Annotated in this window: 15 protein-coding genes and 1 rRNA gene; 2 read left to right on the top strand and 14 right to left on the bottom strand. The window is 39.9% G+C overall.

What is annotated here, in order from left to right; all coding sequences use genetic code 11:
* From PLE33_01315 to PLE33_01290, 6 genes are all read right to left on the bottom strand, one after another.
* A 16S ribosomal RNA gene (locus PLE33_01315) occupies positions 1–1,004 on the bottom strand; the annotation flags it as partial.
* Positions 1,005–1,315: 311 nt separating this feature from the next.
* A complete protein-coding gene (locus PLE33_01310; protein HPS59886.1) occupies positions 1,316–4,396 on the bottom strand; it encodes a FlgD immunoglobulin-like domain containing protein in 3,081 nt (1,026 codons plus the stop codon).
* Between the two features lie 208 nt (positions 4,397–4,604).
* Positions 4,605–5,327: a peroxiredoxin gene (locus PLE33_01305; protein HPS59885.1), complete on the bottom strand. Its 723-nt coding sequence runs from the start codon at positions 5,325–5,327 to the stop codon at positions 4,605–4,607.
* A gap of 680 nt (positions 5,328–6,007) precedes the next feature.
* Positions 6,008–7,036: a Gfo/Idh/MocA family oxidoreductase gene (locus PLE33_01300; GenBank protein HPS59884.1), complete on the bottom strand. Its 1,029-nt coding sequence runs from the start codon at positions 7,034–7,036 to the stop codon at positions 6,008–6,010.
* A gap of 22 nt (positions 7,037–7,058) precedes the next feature.
* Positions 7,059–8,051, bottom strand: a complete 993-nt coding sequence (locus PLE33_01295) for an NAD(P)-dependent oxidoreductase (protein HPS59883.1) — start codon at positions 8,049–8,051, stop codon at positions 7,059–7,061.
* Positions 8,052–8,061: 10 nt separating this feature from the next.
* Positions 8,062–9,210, bottom strand: coding sequence for a glycosyltransferase family 2 protein (locus PLE33_01290; GenBank protein ID HPS59882.1), 1,149 nt, complete (start codon positions 9,208–9,210; stop codon positions 8,062–8,064).
* 379 nt (positions 9,211–9,589) lie between these two features.
* On the opposite strand from PLE33_01290, the gene PLE33_01285 reads away from it, so the two are divergent.
* The gene (locus tag PLE33_01285; GenBank protein HPS59881.1) at positions 9,590–10,933 is read left to right on the top strand and encodes a polysaccharide biosynthesis C-terminal domain-containing protein; all 1,344 of its coding nucleotides are present in this window, start codon (positions 9,590–9,592) and stop codon (positions 10,931–10,933) included.
* 9 nt (positions 10,934–10,942) lie between these two features.
* On the top strand, positions 10,943–11,989 hold the full coding sequence (locus PLE33_01280) for a glycosyltransferase family 9 protein (GenBank protein ID HPS59880.1): 1,047 nt from the start codon (positions 10,943–10,945) through the stop codon (positions 11,987–11,989).
* Here PLE33_01280 and PLE33_01275 read toward each other — a convergent pair.
* The 8 genes from PLE33_01275 to hutI all read right to left on the bottom strand — a co-directional run bounded on the left by PLE33_01275 (position 11,971) and on the right by hutI (position 22,560).
* The gene (locus PLE33_01275) at positions 11,971–13,260 is read right to left on the bottom strand and encodes a hypothetical protein (GenBank protein HPS59879.1); all 1,290 of its coding nucleotides are present in this window, start codon (positions 13,258–13,260) and stop codon (positions 11,971–11,973) included. The genes PLE33_01280 and PLE33_01275 overlap by 19 nt on opposite strands.
* Complete coding sequence (locus PLE33_01270; protein HPS59878.1) at positions 13,247–14,419, bottom strand: glycosyltransferase family 4 protein; 1,173 nt, start codon at positions 14,417–14,419, stop codon at positions 13,247–13,249. The genes PLE33_01275 and PLE33_01270 overlap by 14 nt, the downstream gene beginning before the upstream one ends.
* A gap of 197 nt (positions 14,420–14,616) precedes the next feature.
* Positions 14,617–16,356 carry a chitobiase/beta-hexosaminidase C-terminal domain-containing protein gene (locus PLE33_01265; GenBank protein HPS59877.1) on the bottom strand — a complete coding sequence of 580 codons (1,740 nt, stop codon included), beginning with the start codon at positions 16,354–16,356 and terminating at the stop codon, positions 14,617–14,619.
* Between the two features lie 5 nt (positions 16,357–16,361).
* Positions 16,362–17,195 carry a phosphatidate cytidylyltransferase gene (locus tag PLE33_01260; GenBank protein HPS59876.1) on the bottom strand — a complete coding sequence of 278 codons (834 nt, stop codon included), beginning with the start codon at positions 17,193–17,195 and terminating at the stop codon, positions 16,362–16,364.
* Positions 17,155–17,895: an isoprenyl transferase gene (locus PLE33_01255; GenBank protein ID HPS59875.1), complete on the bottom strand. Its 741-nt coding sequence runs from the start codon at positions 17,893–17,895 to the stop codon at positions 17,155–17,157. The genes PLE33_01260 and PLE33_01255 overlap by 41 nt, the downstream gene beginning before the upstream one ends.
* On the bottom strand, positions 17,888–18,952 hold the full coding sequence (gene prfB / locus PLE33_01250; GenBank protein HPS59874.1) for a peptide chain release factor 2: 1,065 nt from the start codon (positions 18,950–18,952) through the stop codon (positions 17,888–17,890). The genes PLE33_01255 and prfB overlap by 8 nt, the downstream gene beginning before the upstream one ends.
* A 305-nt stretch (positions 18,953–19,257) precedes the next feature.
* A complete protein-coding gene (locus PLE33_01245; protein HPS59873.1) occupies positions 19,258–21,306 on the bottom strand; it encodes a bifunctional serine/threonine-protein kinase/formylglycine-generating enzyme family protein in 2,049 nt (682 codons plus the stop codon).
* Positions 21,307–22,560, bottom strand: coding sequence for an imidazolonepropionase (gene hutI, locus PLE33_01240; protein HPS59872.1), 1,254 nt, complete (start codon positions 22,558–22,560; stop codon positions 21,307–21,309).
* Positions 22,561–22,695: the final 135 nt, after the last annotated feature.

The following is a 22,695-nucleotide window of genomic DNA, read 5'->3' as shown; positions in this document are numbered from 1 at the left end:
CATGCTCCACCGCTTGTGCGGGCCCCCGTCAATTCCTTTGAGTTTCAACCTTGCGATCGTACTCCCCAGGCGAATCACTTATCGCGTTAGCTACGGCACCGAATTCTCTACGAACCCAACACCTAGTGATTATCGTTTACTGTGTGGACTACCAGGGTATCTAATCCTGTTTGATACCCACACCTTCGCAGTTTAGCGTCAATAACGGCTTAGAAGACTGCCTTCGCCTTCGGTATTCCTCCTGATCTCTGCGCATTCCACCGCTACACCAGGAATTCTGTCTTCCCCAACCGTATTCCAGATCTACAGTATCTAATGCCGTACAACGGGTGAGCCGTTGCCTTAAACATTAAACTTATAGATCCGCCTACCTGCCCTTTACGCCTAGTAATTCCGGACAACGCTTGCAACCCCCGTGTTACCGCGGCTGCTGGCACGGAGTTAGCCGTTGCTTATTCATATGCTAATATCGCTCCAAACAGACTATTCACCTATCTGGCATTGCTCACATATAAAAGAACTTTACACCCCGAAGGGCTTCTTCGTTCACGCGGCGTCGCACTATCAGACTTTCGTCCATTGTAGACTATTCTCGACTGCTGCCTCCCGTAGGAGTCTGGGCCGTATCTCAATCCCAGTGTGGGCGACCACCCGTTAAGGCCGCCTACCTATCATCGCCTTGGTAAGCCATTACCTCACCAACTAACTAATAGGACGCAGGCTCATCCTCAAACGGCAGCTTACGCCACCTTTTATGCAAAACCCGCTCTCACTTGCCCTCAATAACCACTTCCGTGATTATCTCAAACAGCAAAAACAAGCTCTGCACACATCCGGTATTAGCCCAAGTTTCCCTGGGTTGTCCCCGTTTTGAGGGTAGATAACCTACGTGTTACTCACCCGTTCGCCACTCTCTGAACCCCGAAAGGTCCATACCGTTCGACTTGCATGCCTAATCCACGCCGCCAGCGTTCGTCCTGAGCCAGGATCGAACTCTCCATCATTACTAAATGACTTCAAAAAACTGACAAGAGCTTCTCTCTCCCTTGCGCACTCTATATTCTTACTAAAAGAACTTTTTCCCCCTGCCTCGGCAAGGCAGGTTGCGTCATATTTCTAAATGCTGTTTTCTTGTCAATCCCTTTTTTTATCTTTTTCCTCTTCGCGCCTCTTCAACCTCTCATAATTATATTATAATCCAACTCCTTAGATATGCAAATTATTTTTTAATTTAGCTGGATAAGAGCATTATTCTACTAAGTGGAAACCAAGTATTTTAGTAAATAAGCGCCGGTTTACGAAAAAGAGGGCTTGTTTATTTCATCAGCATCATTTTACCTGTTTGAGAGTATTTACCTGCTTTAATTTTATACAGATAGACCCCGCTTGCAACGGGATTATTTTCGTTATCGGTTCCTTTCCAAACAAGAGATTGTTTTCCAGCAGGCAAGTAATCGTTAAGAAGGGTACGAATTAGTTGTCCTTTAAGGTTATAGATTTGGAGAGAGACATTGTTTGCGGAAGATAGTTCAAAGCAGATTGTAGTTTCCGGATTGAAGGGATTCGGGTAGTTACAGCAGGATAGGGTTTCAGGGGTAAGCAGAGGGTCAATTGTTACAACCGGTTCAGAAGGAATTTTACAGGTAAAGAGGGAAGTTAAGTTTATGTTAATTCCTTTGGGGATGTAAGCGGAGGACAGGTTTTTTTCCGCTTCACTACTGTAACCAAACGGTTTGCCAGTAAACGGCGAGGACGCCGTTTTTCCGCTGGTAAAGTTTGTTTTCGCTTCAGGATAATTTTTCAATTCCATATAGTATCTATTCCGGCAATAAGTTGCCAGAGAGAAACTTCCTTTATTCACTGACTGTAAATTAGAAATTCTTTTAGCTGTTTGATCAAGTGTTACCGGTGTATTATAGTATAAGGAGCCATCGGAGAGGATATAGTAGTGATTAATTTTAAAATCATTGTCACTGCGATCGGACAGCCAAAGGATGGAGTTTATATCGTTGTTATAAGTTTCCAGCTTAAAATTATAAGCATCATACAACTCTTCAGTAGAAAAGGGTTCAATATTTTGCCAGTTCATAGTTCCGTTATTATTTATAAGGTTATAGGTTATAGAGAAATATAGTTCAGCATTATTGAAATCACTTAGAGCAAATAATATTTTATCTCCATAGTAAACACCTGCTACATTGGGATGTGAACCTTGGGTAGAAGATATGCGAAATCCCAAATTTCCCCATAACGGTAATCCCTGGCTATTATATTTCTGAGCATATAAATCATACCTGGAATACCAACCCGAAATGAATTCTTTAATATAGAAGACAGTCATTTCATCACCTGCCAGTGAGCAAGATTGCATAAGATCAGAATGGGTGCCGCTGGTTATATAATCAGTGAGTTGCCAGGATGGATCAGGATCTCCACTGGCATCCAATTTCCTAATTCCCCAGGAATAGGAATAATAATAACTATAGTCCTCATAAACGAGGTAGTTTGTACCCAGATAAACTAATCCGCATTCATAAGGAGTGCTTTGCTTAAGAATTTTTCCTTCTGCATCCCATTGGGGAACATTATTATGTAAGCGCTGTCCTCTAATTATTTTATTATAGAGCAGGGAATAAGTTTCTTCCCAGGCAATAAGGATATCTCCATCGGCACAGGTCATCATATAATTATAAGCTTGATCCGTAACCGTTTCTTTAAGCAGGATACCTTTTCCGGGCAATAAGCATAAACCGTTGTTATCTATCGCCTGATAATATAAACTGAATACATCCTGAGCGTTTTGGCTAAGATAGAGAATTCCCACCTGATTTTCGGGTGTTTTAATAATGGCTTTTAACCATTCTGCATCGTTGGAATCGGGATTTAGTTCAATTCCCTCTTCTCCAAGTAAGGGAGAGAGGTTATCATCACAAATTTGGCAGTAGAGTTTCTTTCTGGTGTATAGATTATTGAGCTCGTAAACATAGCAAGAACCCAGGGGCAAATCCACAACCTTGTAGTTTAACACGCTTCCGGAGTGTTTATATTGGAAAGTTCTTCCTTCCGGTTCCAGCAAAACTGTTCCGGCAGGATTAACCAGTTGACCTTTAACTCCAAAATCCCCATCCGTAAAATCATACCATAATACCAGTGCTTTATCGGCAGAAATTAAAATTTTATCTGCTTCCTTATAAAAGATTTGATTGGAAACACAAGTAACCGGAAAAGCAAAACTGCCATCAGCAGAATTGATGCAGGTAAGCATTGTAGCACAATTATCTACATTATCAACATAACTCAAATAATCAATATAAGATAGATAGAGAGAATTATCAGTGGCAATTCCATAAGTATTGAGATAATAATTCCAGTAAAAAGGAATTTCCACCGGAGCAGTCCAACCTGGCTGTAAATTTGGATTTAATTTATAAATCAGAGGAAATAAAGGATAATTTCTCATTTCACAATAATATAAACTGCCATCAGAACAAAATCCCAGATGAGGAGAAATCGCATTTTCACTAAGCGAATAAGAGACAGTTTCCGGCAATAGCAGATTGCCCGAGGCATCCATCTTTTGCAAAGATAAACTGGAAAGAGCGGATTTCCATAAAACATAATTACCGGTTGGATCGCCATACAGTTTATAAGCACCTGCAAATTGATTTTGCGAAACCAAAGGATCGTTGCCGACAACATTTCCCTGAGGGGAAAATTTAACTAAGTGGCTATACTGATAACTATCGGAAGAAACGCTCTCAAACATATTAACAATAATATTTCCTGCCTGATCGCAAAGGGCATCGGATAGTTGCAAAGTATAGGAGGATGGCATTTGATAAATTGTTTCCGTTTGCCAGAGATTATTCCCTTGAGCGTCAAAATTCCAGCCAAAAAGTGTATTTTTACCAGTTAAATAGCAATTTCGCAAAAGATATGCTCCTCCGGACATATTGGCTGTTAATTTATAATCACTATACGCCCGGGTTACATTAATTCCTGTTTCGCCCCATAAGGGTTGACCGGTTAGCGAGACCTTTTGAATATATAAATCATAGTCATAGCTTTCAGTATCTGGTAACAGGAGATTATAGGTATAAATTATACAGCCGTCCGAACTTAAAATCAAATCCACCAGATATTCTTCACCGGCAGTATTAGCTATGTTAAACGATTGGGATATAACATCTTCACCGGTAACAGTTACCCTGGTCATCACAATATCAATATCATTTTCATTGGTAGCACTGGTGAAAAAAACCATCTCCCCGTTGGGCAAAGTTAATCCTTTTTGATTAAAAACCAGGAATTGCGAATTGTAAACAGGAACCGGTTCATTGGCATTCAAAGCCATAAAAGCAAGAATAAGCAGTAAAAACAGGAGAGGCCTTTTCATCGTTACCTCCTTATATTTAAATACTATCCAATATTTTTATCAATGCTGACATTGTAATTAATTAAGCAATATATATTCCAAAGAGGTAAAAGAAAACCAGAAGGGTAGAGAGGGTTGAAAGGATTTAGGGGGTTGAGAACGGCAATACCAATCAACCATTTTTTTTGTAAAAAAAAAGAGGCAGCTAAATAACTGCCTCTTTAGGGTGTTATTTCTTTTTTGTGCGAGGAGAGACCTTGGGCTGAACAGCAGATTTTTTCTCCTGTTTCGGTTTAGCATCCCGATAGGAAAACCACCAGTCATAGCCCTCAATTTCTCCTTTTTTAATTTTAGCAATGCGAGCATTAGCATCGTCAACAGTAGCGGCAGCTGGAATAATCACTTTGTCTCCAATCAATTCATTTTTAGGCCAGTTAGCAGGCATAGAGCAACCGTTGGCATCAGAAAATTGCATAGCTTCTACGGCACGCAGAATTTCTTCCATATTGCGTCCCAGTTCTTGAGGATAATATAGAATTATTCTGATGATACCTTTGGCATCAACTATAAATACTGCCCGGACCGTGTTTGTGCCTTTTCCGGGATGAATAAGACCCAAGCGCCGGGCTACAGCACCGGTATCGGCAATAATTGGAAACTGGATTGTTACGCCAAGATGTTCTTTAATCCATTCTTCCCATTTAATATGGGCAAAAACCTGATCTACGCTCAAGCCGATTAGTTCAGTATTCAGAGCTTTGAACTTAGGATACAGCTTTTGAAACGCGACAAATTCCGTAGTGCAGACGGGGGTAAAATCAGCCGGGTGACTGAAAAAGACGAACCACTTCCCCTCCATATCCTGGGGAAGGATCATTTTACCTTTAGTAGTAACGACGGTCATTTCGGGGAAACGCTCCCCCAACAAAGGCATACCTTCTCTTGTATCCATTTCTCTCTCCTTTAGGGTATTTGATTTACTAAATATTATAATACAAACAGAATTAAAAACAAATTTAATCTTGCAAGCCGGGTTATTGCTTTTATCCATTTATCATTTACAGTTTAGTGCGGTTTTGGATTTAACCCAAATAATGCAGTAGTAACCCAACTCTAAAAGAAAAGTGTCGCCTATTTTTCTCCTTTACTTGTTTGTTTTTTTTAAAATTTTTGGTTGCATTGTCCACTATTACATAACCTCGGAGCCCGAAATTTTCTCCATAACCCTCCGATATAAATCCCGTATCGTTCTCGTATCGCGATATGGGAACGATACGGGAATCTCATCCCCCGCATATCGCAAAAAAGCAGGAACTAAGTAACAAATATTTGGTAGCAGAAAAAGAATAAAGTAACCAGAGAGTATGCTTTTTGTTTGAACTAACTATTTTTCGGTTTGGAGACCAGTTACAGAGCGGCTATAAGTGAAAAAAAAATGTGAGAGTGGGGTTTCATTGAAGGCAAGTGAAAATTGTAAGTCCAAACATTTCTTGTAGAATTGGGTTACTACTGCATTATCTGGATTTAAAGTAAAAATACCAATAGCGTCTGCCAAATCGGAATTTGGCTTTTCAGGAAATAAACTTGCCTGGGATAAAAAATTACCCTGCCCTATAAGAGTGAATATCCACTTTACAAAGGCAGAGAGACGCGTTTTCCGGTTTTGGCGGAACGGTATATTGCCTGAATGATTTCTACGGATTTTCTGCCATCTCTGCCGTCGGTGGAGGGCACATCTTTGCCTAAGAGGACATCTATCACATTGCGATAGTAAGGATTATGTCCAAAGCCATACACATTTGGCGGCTGATAATTGGCATCCTGAGCAATACGATCATCGTCATCGTAATCCTCAAATTCCCATTTTTCTATTTTATTTACGGCAACGCCTCCGATTTTAACGGTTCCTTTTTCTCCGATGATCGTAATGGAGCCCTCAAAATTTTTGGGATAGGTTAGCATTGTAACATTGATAGTTGCTATTAACCCATTGCGGAAATGCAAGATAGCACAACCCGTATCTTCCGCTTCAATGCGGCGAGCCATAGTTGCTGTGTAAGCCATAACACTATCCACATTCCCTAATAACCAATAAAGTGCATCCACATAATGACTTGCCTGATTCATAAAGGCACCGCCGTCAAATTCCCAGGTTCCACGCCATTTTTCGGCATCGTAATATGCCTGAGGTCTTTGCCAGAAGACATTGGATTCGGCTAAATAAATTCTGCCAAAGCGTCCTTTATCAATTGCTCTTTTAAGTAGCTGCATAGTTGAATTGAGGCGATTTTGTTTTACCACGAAAAGTTTCACATTGTTTTGGTCGCAAGCTTTAATTAAATCATCGGCTGCCTCAATATTGGTAGCCATCGGTTTCTCGGTTAACACATTGATTTTATGATTAGCTACTTCAATTCCCATTTGAGGATGCAAGCCACTGGGAGTGCAAATTGAAACGAGGTTTAAATTTTCCTTTTCCAACATTTCCCGATAGTTGGTGTAGAGATTTTTAATGCCGTAATTTTCTGCTACTACCTGCATTTTTTCTTCCCTAATATCGCTTGCGGCAACAAACTCCGCTTCGGGAATTTGAGTTACGGCATCTAAGTGATTTTTGGAAATACGACCGCAGCCAATTAAACCGATTTTAACTGTTTTCATCCAAGAACTCCTGTTAATTTATTTATTTATTTATTGAAAGATACCAATCGCACATTGCGGCGATGCTATCTTGCAGAGAAATTTTTTGCACAAAGCCGTCTCTTTTAGCTTTTTCGGCAGTAAAATAAGTTGCCGTTCCCAATTTACGCATCCTGTTACTATTAACCGGTAGGTCTATGGAAAATAGTTTAGCCGGGATATCAAAGAGCATACCGATTCCAATTGCTGCCTGCAGAGGAATTTTTATGCGGGGCATGGTAAACCCGGGATGCGAACAAATTAGTTCCATCAATTCTTTGAGGGTTAAATATGGCTCATCAATACAGTTATAATGCTGGTAGCCGGCAGCTGATTTTTGCATTGCAAAACGGGTCATATCAATCACTGTAGAGATAGAGACAATTGTTTTAATATGCTTGCCTTCGCCGACGGTTAAAAAAGGTCTTCTATGTAAAGTGTCTATAAGTTTATAGGTATTGGTATAATTATTGGGACCGAAAATGGCTGCCGGACGCAAAACCACAAGTTCGCGTTCCGGATTTTGCTGTTGCCATTTGATGCAAAGCAGCTCTCCTGCCAGTTTTGATGCCCCGTAATCGCTATCAGGATTATAAGGTGAGTCCTCGTTTGCTTTCCCTTCCGGATAGCCAAAAACGCCAACAGAACTGAAGTAAATCAATTTCTTAATCCCTTTCCCGGTGGCAAAATTCAGTAATGTTTGGGTGCCGTATTTATTGTGGCTGTAATATTCCCGGCGGGAAATGCCAAAATCATTCTTAGCTGCTGCACAATGAATTATCAGCTCCAATTGGCTGTTATGCTTTTGCCCGAAGACAGAAGAAATTCTGTTCAGGTCTTGCAAATTTCTAATATCGCCGAGTTGTGTTTCCGGATGCTTTTCCCCTTCGCAATGTTCACTGATATCTATACCGCAAACGGTATGCCCGTCTTTTTCCAATTCCCGCATTAAGTTGGAACCGACAAAGCCATTGCTGCCGGTGATTAGAATATTCATTTTTTCTCCTTCAGCGAACCGGTTGCCATAAATTTATCTTCTTTTTTTGCAGGAAGTTCACAAACGCTATAGCCGAAGAATAGACCATCGCTACAAAATATCCCGGAATTCCCGTTAAAGGAATATGGTGACCTTTCTCCTGACTTATAAGTCCTACTGTTCCCAGCAGATAGAAAATTACCTGGAAAATAAAAACAACCCGGTAAAAGCAATACTGCAACAAAAAAGCATTACTGATAAATCCTGTCAATACAAAAACAAAAAACAACCAGCGTAATACTTTGTGAAAAAACAAAATAAAACTTACGGCAGGATAGCGAAAGGGGTTTAATAACTTTATATTGCGTTGCAAAACATACCATTCACGGGTAATAATTCTTACTTTGCGGGCTATTTCTTCCGTTGCTCTTTCGGTAACTTCTTCATAAATGATGGCTTGTGGCTCATAGGCAGCGATGTAACCTTGCTTTAGGGCAATTAAGACGCGTTCAAAATCATCCGGACTGTTTAACGGAATTTTTCCAAAGAGTTCTCTTCTAATTAAATAGATAGGACCATTAGCTCCAATTAAGGTTTTCAATCGGGAATCCATCAATTTCAGAAATGCTTCATATTTCCAATAAACTGATTCTCCTGATTCCCGCTCGCCTCTTTTAACCATTATCACTTCGCCGGAAACGAGACCTATCCTGTTATCGGAAAGCATTTTAGTAACTAAAAGTTTTACACAATCGGGAGTAAAAATACTGTTGGCATCGGTGGATAAAACAAAATCGGTATCCAGCAAAGGTAAAACCAGGTTATGGGCATTTTGTTTACCTGCTCTCGGTTTTTGAATGATTAAGGAAATGTTTTGATTGGTGTATTTTTGGACTATTTCATTAGTTCTATCGGTGGAATCATCTGATATTACAATCATTTTTATTTTTTCCGGGGGATAATTCAGGTTCAGAAAGGATTGAATTTTTGCCTCAATAACCTTTTCTTCGTTGTAGGCAGGACAAATAACTGTAATTGAAGGATATACTTCCGGTGCTTTAGTTACCGGCTTCTTTTTTTTGAACAAAGAAGTGATAAGATATAAGCTTAATCCGTAACCTACAAGATGGTATGCCAAAAGCAGCCACGAAACCCAGAATACTATTTTTGCTATCGCCATTTACCGTCCTTTATCTTAAGCTTTCTTTGAAACGGGCATTGCGTTTATCTTGAAAGTTCCTGATAAAAAATGCCCCTTAACTGTCAAGCAAATTAAGTCCGCTGTTTGCTGTTTTTTCTCGGCAAACCGGGTGTTCCAAGTAATAAAATAAGTATAATAAACACGCGTGACAAGTTCTCGCTGCCAAAATTTGGTGATAGAGGCAAAGGTATTTCTCCTGTAACTGTTTCTTACCTGTAAATCCATATCTCTCAGTTCACTAAGTATTCTCTGTGTCCTAATAGCAAAGGTTTTCCATTTGACAAAAAGGGCAACATAAGCTTTTTGGCATTATGAATTACAATGGACACAAAATTATACATTGCGGCAATAGAGAAAAATGTCCCAGATAAACCTGAAAAAAAATATCATTACCAGTGGCAGTTTCAGGATAATTATCCTGGTTATCTCCTTTTTAATCAGCTGGATAAGTGCCAGATATTTGGGTGTAACTTTAAAGGGTGAATACAGCTATCTGATTACTATAGGTAGTTTTGTCTGGATGATTTTGGATTTGGGAATTTTTAGAAGCTATCCCTATTTGGTGCGTAAATATCCGGAAAAATTGCCCACGATGTTTGGCTGGACAATTATTACCCTGATTGCGGAACTGCTGATTTTCATCTCGTTAGGGGTGATTTTTTTAGATTTTTGGAATAAGCTGATCGGGTATCCTCTCACTCCAGCCAAAATAATTCTGCTAATTATGTTTATTTCTTTTAATAAAGCATTTATGCAACTACAGGCAATATCTATGGGAATGGATAGAATTTTACAGAATTCCCTGGCGCATTTTTTAAGTTCTGCCATCTTTCTTGTTCTCTTGCTGATTGGCTATTTTGCCTTGTTAAAAGTAGATAGAATTAATGCCGTGATGATTTTTACCGTAACGGGTTTTGGCTGCAGTATATTATATCTTGTTTTCAGCAATCATTGGCTTCTCCATTTTAAGAGCTTCAATTTGAAACTGATTAAGATGTTTTACAGCTATGGATTTCGGGTTTTTCTTTCTTCGCTGTTTATTATGTTGCTGATTAGGGCTGATATCGTAATCATCAAGCATTTTTTATGTTTCACGCAAGTGGGAATCTACTCAATGGCTGCCCATATTGTAGATTTTATTCAGATTGCTTCCAACCTGGTGGGAGGTCTGTTATTTGTAAAGCTTGCAGATACTGAAGATGATGTCAGCAAATGGTTGCTGTTGAAAAAGACCTTGCTTTTGTTCTTCTTCTTTATCACTCTGGCAAATTTGGGCTTTGGCTTTTTGGGCAAATTTATAATGCGGATAATGTTTGGAGCACAGTTCGTGCCTGTATATTATGTATATATTTGGTTAATGCCTGCCGTTTACGGTTTAAGCTTTGGTTCGCTATTCAATAATTATCTGAATAGCAAGGGCTTTCCTGTAATCAGTATCATCCTTCCCGCGGTTGCTTTATTAGTAAATATCGGCTTAAACTTGTGGTTGATTCCGGTTATGGGAATTAACGGAGCCGCTCTCAGCACAAGTTTCTCCTATTTTCTTTGGTTAGTCCTGATTATTTATTTTGAACAAAAGGATAGCAAGGGTAGAATGTTACATTATTTATTGCCTACCTGGAAAGATATAACGGATTTGGGAGAGGAGATAATATCCGAAGGAAAAGGTGTTTTGAGAAAATTAACTCATAAAACGGCTTAAGAGGTTACCTTGAAAGAAATTACAGAAGGTAAAGTTTTACTGATTCACACTTGGGGCATTGGCGATATGATTATGCTAACTCCTGTTCTGCGTTTAGTAAAGACAATGTTTCCTGCGCTGGAACTGGAAATTCTTTGTTTCCCCAAGTTCGCTGCCATTCCTGTAACTAATGCTCCGTTTATCAGCAAAATTCATTTTACAGGTTGGAAAGCAAATTTACTGCTACCTGCTCTTTTCCAACTTCGCAAGGAAAAATATCAAGCAGTGCTATTTTCTGCAGGAGTTACACCTTGGAAACAATGGCTGTTTATGTTTCTCCTGAAGGCAGATATAAGGGTTGGTGAATACCGCAAAATTCGCTTTCCTGGTTTATCGGCTTACGCTCAATATCAGGTAAATCGTTCCCGGACGCAAAATAATTATGCTTTATGGCAGACCTTCCTGAAATTACCTTCCTGGGAAGAGGCACTTTCCCGCAGAAACGAGCTTAATTTCTTCCCCTATTTTCATTTAACTGAGGAAAACGGGAAGTGGGCAGATAACTTCCTGGCTGAAAACAATCTGACAGGAAAAAAGATTATCGGCATCCATCCCGGCTCTATGGCTAAAAATAAATATAAAAGATGGAGCAGAGAATATTTTATTGCTCTAATTGAAAAACTGCAAGAGAGCTATCCTTATCCTGTTTTGATTATTGCAGGACCCGATGAACTGGAAGTAGGAAAAGCTATTCAGGCAAAAACCAATGCCCTGCTTTTACAAAATGCTCTTCTGGAAAATGTGGCAACTGTAATTTCCCGCCTGCATTTCTTTATCAATACCGATTCCGGTTTGGGACATATTGCTTCCTGCTTTGGAATAAAGGGTTTAACTATTTTCGGTCCTGCCAACGAATTGCAAACGGCTCCCTTTTCTCCAAACAGCTATGTAATTCGTTATCCTGTTCCCTGCGCTCCCTGCAGAGATAAGAAAAAGAAACCAAAGTGCGCGCTAAATTGTCTTATTAAGCTCACTCCGGATATGGTATTTAAACGCGTTCAGGAACTGCTGGATTGACATTGTTCATAAATTGCTAATAGCTGCCTGCAGAGTTCTTCCCGCGAATATTGTTTAATCGTTTCAGGAGAGTTATCAAACTGAGCGGGTTTTTGCATAATGTTCATAATTTGGGTTTTTATTTGTTCTTTATCATTAATATAGGCATACTTACCGCGTTTGGTCTCGTTTAATATTTTCTCCAGATTGCTTTCCCGGGGTCCTAAAGCCAGAATAGGTTTGCCACACCGTAAAAGTTCAAAGAGCTTACCCGGATACCAATATTTAGCGCTGGGGCTGTCCGATAGAATAATCAGATTGACATCCGCACCCAGAGAATAAGCAATTGCCTCACTATGTTTTTGATAGCCAAGATATTTATAGCTCGTATAACCGGAGGCAGCAATGCTTTGTAAAATAGCTTTATCTATGTTGCCTATATGAATTACCTGATAATTATGCGGTAAGCAATCCTCCAGTGCCTTCAGTAAATTTAACGGAGAACCATAAACCTTGGTTAACTTGCCCATTAAAACAAGTGTCGGCTTATCAAACTTTTTCGGCACAATACCCTTAAAATCATCTTCATCATAACCGTTGGATATATAAAAGGACTTTTCTTGCAGCCAGCTATGCTTGTTTATATATTGCAATCGGGTTTCCGGGGTAACAAAAACAGCTGCATCACAGGTTGCGAGAATCTTATCATCTGTTTTTCTGATTTTATTTAAGCGGAAAGGTAAAACCAGTTTCTCTTTCAGGGGTCCGAATTGCCAGGAATCCCTATAATCCGCTACCCAGAAAATCTTCTGACCAAACTTCTTTTTCAGGGCAATTCCTACCAAAAATGCAGAATAGGGAAAAGCAGTTATGTAAACATTTCTAATCTGCTGCTGTTTAATAACCTTACACGCAACAAAATAAGCAAAAGGCATCCAGCCGATTTGTTTATCGTAAGGAAAAAGCACATCGTTTATCAGCTTTGCTAAACCCCAAAATGCTCTTTCTATCTTTGAAGGAGGAGCCGTTTCTTTAAAGCGGGCATTCACCATTTTGCTTTCATCCGGGGTCTTAATACCCAAACCGCCAACTCGGTAAATATGTGCCTCTTTAGGGATTTCCTGCAGCAACGAATAATCTACCACCTTTCTCACCGGTTTTTCAGGAGCAATAATATGCACCTCCCATCCGGCTCTTACAGCATATTTAACGAATTTTAGAGGTCTCTGCACACCGCTTTGACCCGTAGGTGGAAATTCATTGATAATCATCAGTAGCTTATTTTTGTTCATACACTTTTATCACTCTTTGAATCAGCTCGCTAAGCATATATTTCTCTTGCACCAGCTTTTGCCCTGCTTGGGCAATTTCCTGCCTTAAAATCTGGTTCGTAAGCAGCAATTTAATTTTCAGGGCAAGGTCTTCACTGTTCTGGGGCTCAGCAAATAGAGCTTGTTTGCCATCCTCTGCTAAACCGAAAATACCTTCATTCTGTATTCCGATAACCGGCAACCCGGCAAACATCGCTTCCAGAAAAACAATGCCAAAGGTCTCACTGTAACTTGCCAGAACGAATAAATCAAATAAGGGCAGGATATTTCTTAAAAGATTATTCTCAATTCTGCCAAGGAACATCACTTCTGCATTCAAATTATTCGTTTTCACCTGATTCTCCAGTTCCTTTCTTCTATCTCCATCCCCTGCGATAACAAGCTGCAGGCAAAATCCTTCTTTTTTCAGTATGGACACTGCTTCAATGAGATAGGAAAAACCCTTCTCGGTGAATAGATTTCCGATGCTGATAAGATGAAAACAACCCTCCCGCAGAATTGTGCGATATGGTTCTATTTGTTGCGGCTCAACCTTTTGCAGCTCTGAAACCCCATTTCCGGTAACAGTTATTTTAGAGGCAGGGTTATATTGCTCTACCCAATGGGCTATTCTATTATTTACCGGAAAAATATGGTTCCAGTTTGTTAAAGTTCTTTTCAGTGCCCAACTGTAAAAACCTGAACGCGGGTTATTTTTCAACCGCTGTGGATGCGTGCGGATATTATGCAAAGTAAGATATTTGGGAACAGGAAGCTTATTCAGCCAGGGCTTCAGCCAAAATAATTCCGGAATATGACGATAATCGTGAATGTGAATTAAATCGGGCTGAAATCTTTTATAGCATCGTTCTATTGCCGGTAGAGCCAATAATCTGTAAGTAATCAGCGAAGTTAAAAAAAATCTCCTCCAATAGGGATAGCAGATTATTTTTACAGGAAAGCCATCCTGCTGCTGTTGATAAATTATATAAGGATTTTTATCACAGGCAGCGACAACCTGAACCTGATAAAACCTGGATAGTTCAATTGCCTGCTGCTGAACAAATACACCGTTTACCGGATTGAATTTATTGGGATATAAATCCGTAATCAGCAACAGTTTTCTTTTTAGTGTTTGCATCGTTCACTTAATAGTAAAACAGCATACCGGCATCCTGGTTTTATTATCCTTCGTAAAATAGGTTGTCAGTATGCTGTCTTAGTATTTAATCAAAGCTCATTATAGTGTAGTCGGAGCTCGCTGAAACTCCTTTTTTTTCTTGCGGAGGAACAGAGTTCTCCGACTACACTTTCTTGCAGAGGAACAGAGTCCTCCGGTTATTTCATCAAAACCATCTTTTTGGTGCTGCTGTAACTTCCAGATTTTAGACGGAACAGATAAACTCCGCTGCTAACGGAATTACCATTGCTATCTTTTCCATCCCAAACAATACTATTTATACCGGCAGTGGCAATAGAATTAAATGTTTTAACAACTTGTCCTTTTTCGCTATAAATAGTAACTTCCGCAGGAGCAGCTTTCTCCATTCTGAAGCGAATAGTTGTTTCGGGATTGAAGGGATTGGGATAGTTGCCTATAAGCTGAATAGCAAAAGGAGTATGCACTTCATCATCATTGGCAACAGGATTGAAATCACTCAGCATTCTGGGAGTAACTTGTGTAGCTGTGTTATATTGAGTTACAATCACATACACATTGAAATTACCCTGATGCATGGGAGTTCCAATATAATTCGCATCGGAGAATTGAGTTCGCATCACAATCGTACCCGTAGCATCCACTAAATCATAACTGGTTTGAGCTGCATAATCTCCGCTGGGGCTGGCATAGTGAACATTATCCAGACGCATTAAACGGGATTGATAGGTTTCCGCATTGTTAGTAATTTCCGCTATAGTAGCTAATTGGGGAATAATTACATTTCCGGTAGAAGTAGCAGGACCGGGATTTGTTACAGGCCAGAATTGCAGCATTCCTGTTGTATAACGATTTAGAGTTCCCGTAATTCCAGTAATTCCATCTCCAATATTATAAGGAGTGGTAATTATGCTGTTATAGTCATCAATCAAAATAGCTGCTGTAGCATCTTGCACAAATTTCTGGTGACGCCAGCTTTGTTGCATTGTAAGAATCACTTCGTTGGCAAGTTGATAGATAGTAGTTCCATCAGCTGCCGCAGCACGCAAAGCAGCAATATTGGCAAGTTGCACCGGGAAAATATAACTGGCTGTAGCAGTGTAAGAAGGGCTGAATCCCGAGGCAAAAGCTTTTGCTTTCAAAGTAGTGGTAGTGGCAACAGCAACGGGAGCAGAATATAGGGTTGATGTTTCACCCGGTTCACTGCCATCGGTTGTGTAACGAATTGTAGCTCCGGGCGTTGTAGAAGATATTGTTACACTGATAGGATTGCCGTAAACCCCGGCAGGAGGATTAAAAGTAGGCGTGGCAGCTTGTTGCGGAGCACCCGGATCAAAAGTATGCTGACCTAAGTCCGCAAAATAATTCTGAGGATGAACAGTCCATTCAGAATCATCGGCATTAGTTCCGGCACCGGCAATAAAATCAGTATTTCCCTGAATAACGGTTGGTTTCCGAATTAAAGTATGTTCTGCAGTAGCAGAAGCAGTTCCGGCAACAGGCCAATTGCTTGTTCCAGGGTCTTGTTGATAAACACCGATAATATCAATAAGGGTAGTTCCGTTAAATAAGCCAACTACATCATTACCGTTATAATAAGTAACCGTAGATGTAACATTGGCAATTGATAGAATAGATGCTTCGGCTCCTGAATTGGCTATCACATAAACCTCACCATCATCCAGAACGCCACTCATAGTAAGAGTGTTGGTAGTGCTCCAGGTTCCTCCATTGGAAGCAAGTTTAATGGTATAATTGGATAAATCCACTGGATCACCCGTTCCGTTAAAAATCTCCAATGCCTTATTGTTGCTCGTTCCTTCCACATATTCTGAAAAGAAGAGATCAACAGCATAGACCTGAGCAAAGATAGCTGCCGTAGCAGCCAACATAACGATTAGAATTAGTGCTTTTTTCATCGTTGTTACCTCACTTTAATTAAAATTTCCAAAGCACAGTATAAAAAAGAACCTGCAAACAGGATACTGTCACAGCGGTCTAAAATACCTCCGTGACCCGGAAGCAGATTAGAACTGTTCTTCACTTTACAATATCGCTTAAACATTGATTCCACCAAGTCCCCTAATTGACCGAAAATTCCAGCCGCTACAGCTAAAACAGCCAAATAGGAATAAGGCAGGATTTCAACCTTGCAAACATATAATATAATCAAAATCAGCCACGGCGCAAGAATTCCTGCAATAAAACCTTCCAGTGACTTGCGAGGACTGACAGCCGTTATATTTCTATGTTTTCCCATTTTCATTCCAACAAAATATGCAGTGGAATCCACAAACCAAATTAGCAGAATTAAGGCAAGTAAAAAATTATATTCCTCATAGTATAGACCCACCCGCACAATCAAAGCAGGAAAAAACGCTGTATAAACAAAGCCAAAAAGGGTAGCAAACAAACGGGGAACAGATTTATCTTCATTCCAGGTAAATAGTGTTTCCCCAACAGCTAACAGCAAAACCAGCCACAGTAACGGTAAATCCTTCCCTTCAGTATAAATTAGAGCCAAATAGAAAAGGGAATTGAGAATAACCCAAAAATAATTGATGTTAACTCCGGCTTTATGCATCATCCGAATATATTCCAGGCACCCCAAAAAAACTACCAGCAATAAGGATATAACCAAAGGCAACCCTCTGTAATACAGAACAATAAGAACAACCGGAATTAAGATAACGGCTACCAGCACTCTTTTTAGCAATTCATTCATTTCTGCCTCCAAACCTGCGTTCGCGTGAGGCATAATCTAAAAGCGCTTTAATCATTTCCACTTTATTAAAATCAGGCCACAATGTATCGGTAATATAGAGTTCGGAATAAGCTGCCTGCCAGATCAGGAAATTGGAAAGGCGTTTTTCTCCGCTGGTTCTAATTATCAAATCGGGATCGGGCTGACCTGCAGTCCAAAGATAATTTCCAAATTCCTCAGGAGTTAGTTTTTTCCATTCATCAGGGTGCAAAGTCATAAACTTTTTAAAGCCCTCAATAATTTCCAGGCGACCTCCATAGTTAAAAGCAAAATTAACGATCATCCCGGTATTATTATGGGTCTGTGCCACAAGGGAATTTATCTCTTTGCGGTAATTTTCTTCCAACCCAACATCCGTTCCAATAAATTGAGCGTAGATATTCTGCTTCATCAATTCCGGAATTTCCTTTTTCAGTTGCTCTTTGAGTAATTTCAGCAGACCTTGCACTTCTTTTGCTGGTCGGTTCCAATTTTCCGTAGAAAAAGCATAGAAAGTCAAGTATTGCAGTTTCAGTTCCACACCCAGTTCTACAACTTGTCGCAAAGCTTTCACCCCGGCTCTATGGCCATAAAGATGAGGTCTGTTTCGTTTTTTTGCCCAGCGTCCGTTACCATCCATAATCAAACCGATGTGGTTAGGTAATTTGTTTCTATCCAGTTCTTTCAGCAATTCCTGATAATCCTGCTTAGCCATTTATCCTCTGTTGTGCGTTATATTTCAGCCAGGCATAGATAAAATCATTCAAATCGCCATCCATCACTTTATCTATATTCCCTGTTTCGTAGTTAGTTCTATGATCTTTAATCATTTGGTAGGGCTGAAAAACATAGCTGCGAATTTGATTACCCCAGCCGATTTCCGTTTTACTATTCTCAACGGATTGTTTTTCTTTATCTCGTTGTTCTTCATAGTATTGATATAAACGGCTTTTGAGGATGGACATCGCTTTTTCGCGATTTTGAATTTGGCTGCGTTCATTTTGGCAGGAAACTACGATATTTGTAGGTAGATGAGTAATCCGCACGGCAGAATCGGTGGTATTCACATGTTGTCCGCCGGCTCCACTGGAGCGGAAAGTATCTATTTTCAGGTCTTTAGGGTCAATCTCTATTTCCGGTTCTTCATCAAATTCCGGATACACAAAAACCGAGGCAAAGGAGGTCTGTCTTTTCCCTTGAGCGTTAAAAGGGCTTATTCTCACCAGGCGGTGAACACCAATCTCACTTTTTAACATCCCGTAGGCATAATCTCCTTTAACTTCAACACTTACACTTTTAAGTCCTGCTTCTTCACCCGGCAGAGAATCAATGATATTGAAACTGTAATTATTTTTCTCAGCCCAGTGAGCATACATTCGTAACAGCATTTCAGCCCAATCCTGAGATTCCGTTCCTCCGGCACCGGAATGAATTGTCAGCAGAGCATCGTTGTGATCGTATTTATCGTTCAGATAGCATTCAATTTCGGCTTTGGCAATAAAGTTTTGCAACCAGGGAAGTTCGGCAACTGCTTCTTCCAGTAACTCAGCACTGAAATCCTCATCCAGTAAGGTTATATATGCTTCCAGTTCTCCCTTCATAGCATCCAGATTTTTTATATGCTCCAGTTCATCTCTCAGTTGGGAAAGCTGTTTACTAACTTTTTTAGCATTTGTTTGATCCGACCAAAAATCGGGAGCATTCATTTTTTGTTCCAGTTCGGCTATAACCTGCTTTTTAGGTTCCGGATCAAAGTAACCTCCGAATTTCAGAAATTTGGTTTATCATATCCAGGGCTGTCTTTTTATAATCGGTGTATTCCACTTTTTTTTTCTCCTGTTTAGTAAATGTAACCTAAACCAAGATAAGCCGTTTGGTGTCAAGCAGAAATGAAGAAATGGAAGTTATCCTTTTGTATCCAGAATACCCTAACAAACTTTGAACTCCGAACTTTGAACTCCGAACTTTGCACTTTGAACTTTGAACTTTGAACTTTGAACTTTGAACTTTGAACTTTGAACTTTGCACTCCGAACTTTGAACTCCGAACTTTGAACTTTGAACTTTGAACTTTGAACTCACATACTTTTCGTTCTCACCACCCGAAAACCCAGATAGGCATTTTTTGTATAGGGCTTGGCAAAATTACGGTTCGTAACTCTCATTTCGGAAGCATTATGATACCATGAACCGCCTCTAATAACTTTATCGGTTCCTTTATCCGGTCCAGTAAAAGGGTCATATTTGCGTGAATTGTACGGCGCATACCAATTCCACACCCATTCAAAGATGTTTCCGCTCAGATCATAAATTCCCAGTTGATTTGGTTGTTTTTGTCCGGAGGGATGGCTTTGAGCATCACTATTTTCACTAAACCAGCCAACTTCCGTAGCCAGATCAGAACCGCTATAAACAAAGAAGTTATCTCTTTTTCCACTTTTGGCAGCAAATTCCCATTCTGCTTCTGTAGGTAAACGATAGCCATTGGCAGAAAAATTACAGACCACTTTATCATCATAATAATCGTAGCAGGGTTCAAAGCCGTCCAGAACACTTTTCTGATTGCAAAAGTCAATAACATCGTAAAAATTAACATTTTCCACAGGTAATTCAGGGTCTTTGCTATGAGCCGGATTTTTGGGAAAAACCATCATCCATTCTGCCTGACTGATTTCCATTTTACTGATATAAAAAGCAGAAATGCCAATAGTTAAAAGAGGAAATTCATCATCTTCTGCTTCGGGAGAAATATCCCCCATCACTAAAGTATCGGCAGGAACCAAAACCATTGCTATCGGCAAATTTTTGTTTTGCGGTTCTTCCGAAATTTCCACTTGAGTGCTATCAGCCACGGAAGTAAATTTGGGTCGGTTGCCAAAAGCGATATATTTTACAATCACAAAAAGTAAAATTATTACGGATAGCCAGATGAGAACCTTAAAGACCTTTTTCAGTTTTGTCGTTTCCTTTATTATTGCAGGCGGGATTGGAGGAGGAACGGTTTTGGAGATGGTAGTTTCTGATTTGCCATAGAGACCGGGAGCATCAACTTTTTGAGGTAAGCTTTGCTTATTTGCCAAATCGGCAACAGGCAAATCTTGGGGGAGGGCAATTTCACTTTCGTAAGAAGTAGCGGGGGTATCTATTGTGTTTGTTTCCTTTGTTTTATCCGCATCTGAATTCAGCAATCCATTATTTGAAGTTTCCTCAACCTTCTCAACTTCCTCAACCTCCTCAACTTTTTCAACCTCCTCAACCTTCTCAAATTCCTCAACCTTTTCAACCTTCTCAACCTCTTCCGGCAGCCAGTTTTCCTGTTTATTAAAAACCTGCAAAAGCTCTTCCGCATTGGAAAACCGCAGATGGGGATCAAGTTTCAAACATTGCAATAAAGCGGCAAAAAGCCAGTCCGGAACTTCTTTATGCATTATTTCCGGCATAATTACAGCCCGGCAGAGGGATTGCTGTTTTTGTTTTTCCGGGCTTAGTTGCAGGTCTATCCGCCAGGGCACAACTCCGCAAAGCATTTGATAAGCAATTACAGCAAAAGAAAATAGGTCGGCTTGAGGAAGTGCAACTCCCGATTGATAAAGTTCCGGAGCAACATATAAAAGCGGATGGTAACTGCCATCTTTTTCCATCGCGGTTTTACAGGCATTTTGGTTTTTCCCGAAACCAATTATGTTCAGGTGGTCATTATCATCCACAATGATGTTATAAGGATTCAAATTCAGGTGAACGCAGCCCTGTTTATGAGCATAAATAAGTGCTTCTAAAAGTTCTTGCAGCCAGGAAAGGATTTGTTTCAGAGTAAGCAAATTAAAGTTTATTTTCAGATAAGAGGCAAGAGACATTCCTTCTATGTATTCTCCAATCAGGTAAGCAGTTTCCTTTTCTTCTCTAATTTCAAAGACCTTTCTAATTCGTGGCTGGCTAAGTTTTAGATGGGCATTGGCTTCGTTAACTAAATCCTGTTTCAATAGTTCATCGTTAACTCGTTGTGGATCAGGTGTTTTAATTAGCACAGTAGTTCCGGTTTCCATCTGTTTTGCCAGATAGATAGAAAACCTTAAAGAACTGTGCACGGTTCTAATTACCTGATAACTGTTTAGAGATGTCTCCGGCATTTAATTTGCCTTATAAATTGTCTTTCCGCATTTTAGCACCAGGTCCACATAGGAAGAACCCAAATGATAGGGAATAAAATTTATCCCTGGAATATCCCATAAAATAAGGTCTGCCTTTTTTCCTGCCTCCAAAGAGCCGATTTGATTGCCTCTATTTAATGCATAAGCAGCGTTTAAAGTGGCTGCACATAAAGCTGCTGCAGGAGTTAAACCCATTTTTAAACAGGCAAGGGACATTGTAAACTGCATACTGTCACAGTTACAGCTGCCGGGATTATAGTCCGTAGCAAGAGCTATAGGAAGCCCCAAATCCATCATCAGTCGGGCATTGGCATATTTTTTGCTCTGTAAGGAAAATAAAGTTGCCGGCAATAAAACAGGGATTACTCCTGCCATTTTAAGGGCTTCAATTCCTCTTTCATCAGTAGAACCCAAATGGTCAGCAGAAATACATTTCATTTCTGCAGCCAGTTCTGCGCCACCAATGGGCTCAATCTCATCACAATGCATTTTTAGTTTAAGTCCGTGTTCTGCAGCGCAGGAAAGTATTTGGCGGGATTCCTCAAGATTAAAAGTATGCGCTTCCGTAAAAACATCGCAAAATTCCGCTATTCCTTGTTCCGCAACTGCCGGAATCATTTCTTTACAAAGCAGTTCTACATAACCGGAATGGTTATTTCTATATTCCTCAGGAAATTCATGCGCCCCCAAAAAAGTAGGAACAATCTCAATCGGCAGTTCTTTTTGCAGGCGTTTTATCACCCGCAATTGTTTCAATTCGCTTTCGGTATTAAGTCCGTAACCGGTTTTTGCTTCCAGAGTTGTGGTTCCTAAGGGAATCATTTTCAGGATGCGTTTTTTTGCCAGTTCCAAAAGCAAATCCTCATCAGCATTTCTTGTTGTTTGGATAGTATTTAAAATACCTCCTCCAGCTAAGGCAATTTCCACATAACTTTTCCCCTGTAGCCGCATAGCAAATTCATCTTCGCGGGTATGCACAAAAACGGGATGAGTGTGACAATCAACAAACCCCGGAGTGGCAATTTTCCCCTGAGCATCAATAAGTTCGGGAGCAGGATATTTTCTTTCAATTGCCCTGGTATCGTTAATTTCTATTATATTACCACCTTTTATGGCTATTCCGGCATTGGTAACAATAGAGTTTTCTTCCATTTCTTTTCCCCGGCGGGGGGCATTATTATGGGCAAGAGTAACTAACTGGCTGATATTAATGATAATCACATCGGCGTTCATTTTTCCCTCTTTTAGCAGTTATGTTAATAAAAAAAACCTTTAAGCATATATAAAATATTTCGTCAAGCTTTTTTAGCACACCTTCAGAGTTCCTCCAAATTTGGTTAACTTATAATGTATTTCTTCCGTAATATT

This window comes from Candidatus Cloacimonas sp. (assembly GCA_035403355.1).
GTDB lineage: Bacteria > Cloacimonadota > Cloacimonadia > Cloacimonadales > Cloacimonadaceae > Cloacimonas.
The sequence above is the reverse complement of the archived record's forward strand: the minus strand, read 5'-3'. Positions and strand labels throughout refer to the sequence as shown.

Bases quoted from the DNA above. Each gene is read 5' to 3' on its own strand.
- PLE33_01310 (HPS59886.1), bottom strand. From the start codon at position 4,396: ATGAAAAGGCCTCTCCTGTTTTTACTGCTTATTCTTGCTTTTATGGCT.
- PLE33_01305 (HPS59885.1), bottom strand. From the start codon at position 5,327: ATGGATACAAGAGAAGGTATGCCTTTGTTGGGGGAGCGTTTCCCCGAA.
- PLE33_01300 (HPS59884.1), bottom strand. From the start codon at position 7,036: ATGAAAACAGTTAAAATCGGTTTAATTGGCTGCGGTCGTATTTCCAAA.
- PLE33_01295 (HPS59883.1), bottom strand. From the start codon at position 8,051: ATGAATATTCTAATCACCGGCAGCAATGGCTTTGTCGGTTCCAACTTA.
- PLE33_01290 (HPS59882.1), bottom strand. From the start codon at position 9,210: ATGGCGATAGCAAAAATAGTATTCTGGGTTTCGTGGCTGCTTTTGGCA.
- PLE33_01285 (HPS59881.1), top strand. From the start codon at position 9,590: ATGTCCCAGATAAACCTGAAAAAAAATATCATTACCAGTGGCAGTTTC.
- PLE33_01275 (HPS59879.1), bottom strand. From the start codon at position 13,260: ATGAACAAAAATAAGCTACTGATGATTATCAATGAATTTCCACCTACG.
- PLE33_01270 (HPS59878.1), bottom strand. From the start codon at position 14,419: ATGCAAACACTAAAAAGAAAACTGTTGCTGATTACGGATTTATATCCC.
- PLE33_01265 (HPS59877.1), bottom strand. From the start codon at position 16,356: ATGAAAAAAGCACTAATTCTAATCGTTATGTTGGCTGCTACGGCAGCT.
- PLE33_01260 (HPS59876.1), bottom strand. From the start codon at position 17,195: ATGCCTCACGCGAACGCAGGTTTGGAGGCAGAAATGAATGAATTGCTA.
- PLE33_01255 (HPS59875.1), bottom strand. From the start codon at position 17,895: ATGGCTAAGCAGGATTATCAGGAATTGCTGAAAGAACTGGATAGAAAC.
- PLE33_01245 (HPS59873.1), bottom strand. From the start codon at position 21,306: ATGCCGGAGACATCTCTAAACAGTTATCAGGTAATTAGAACCGTGCAC.
- hutI (HPS59872.1), bottom strand. From the start codon at position 22,560: ATGAACGCCGATGTGATTATCATTAATATCAGCCAGTTAGTTACTCTT.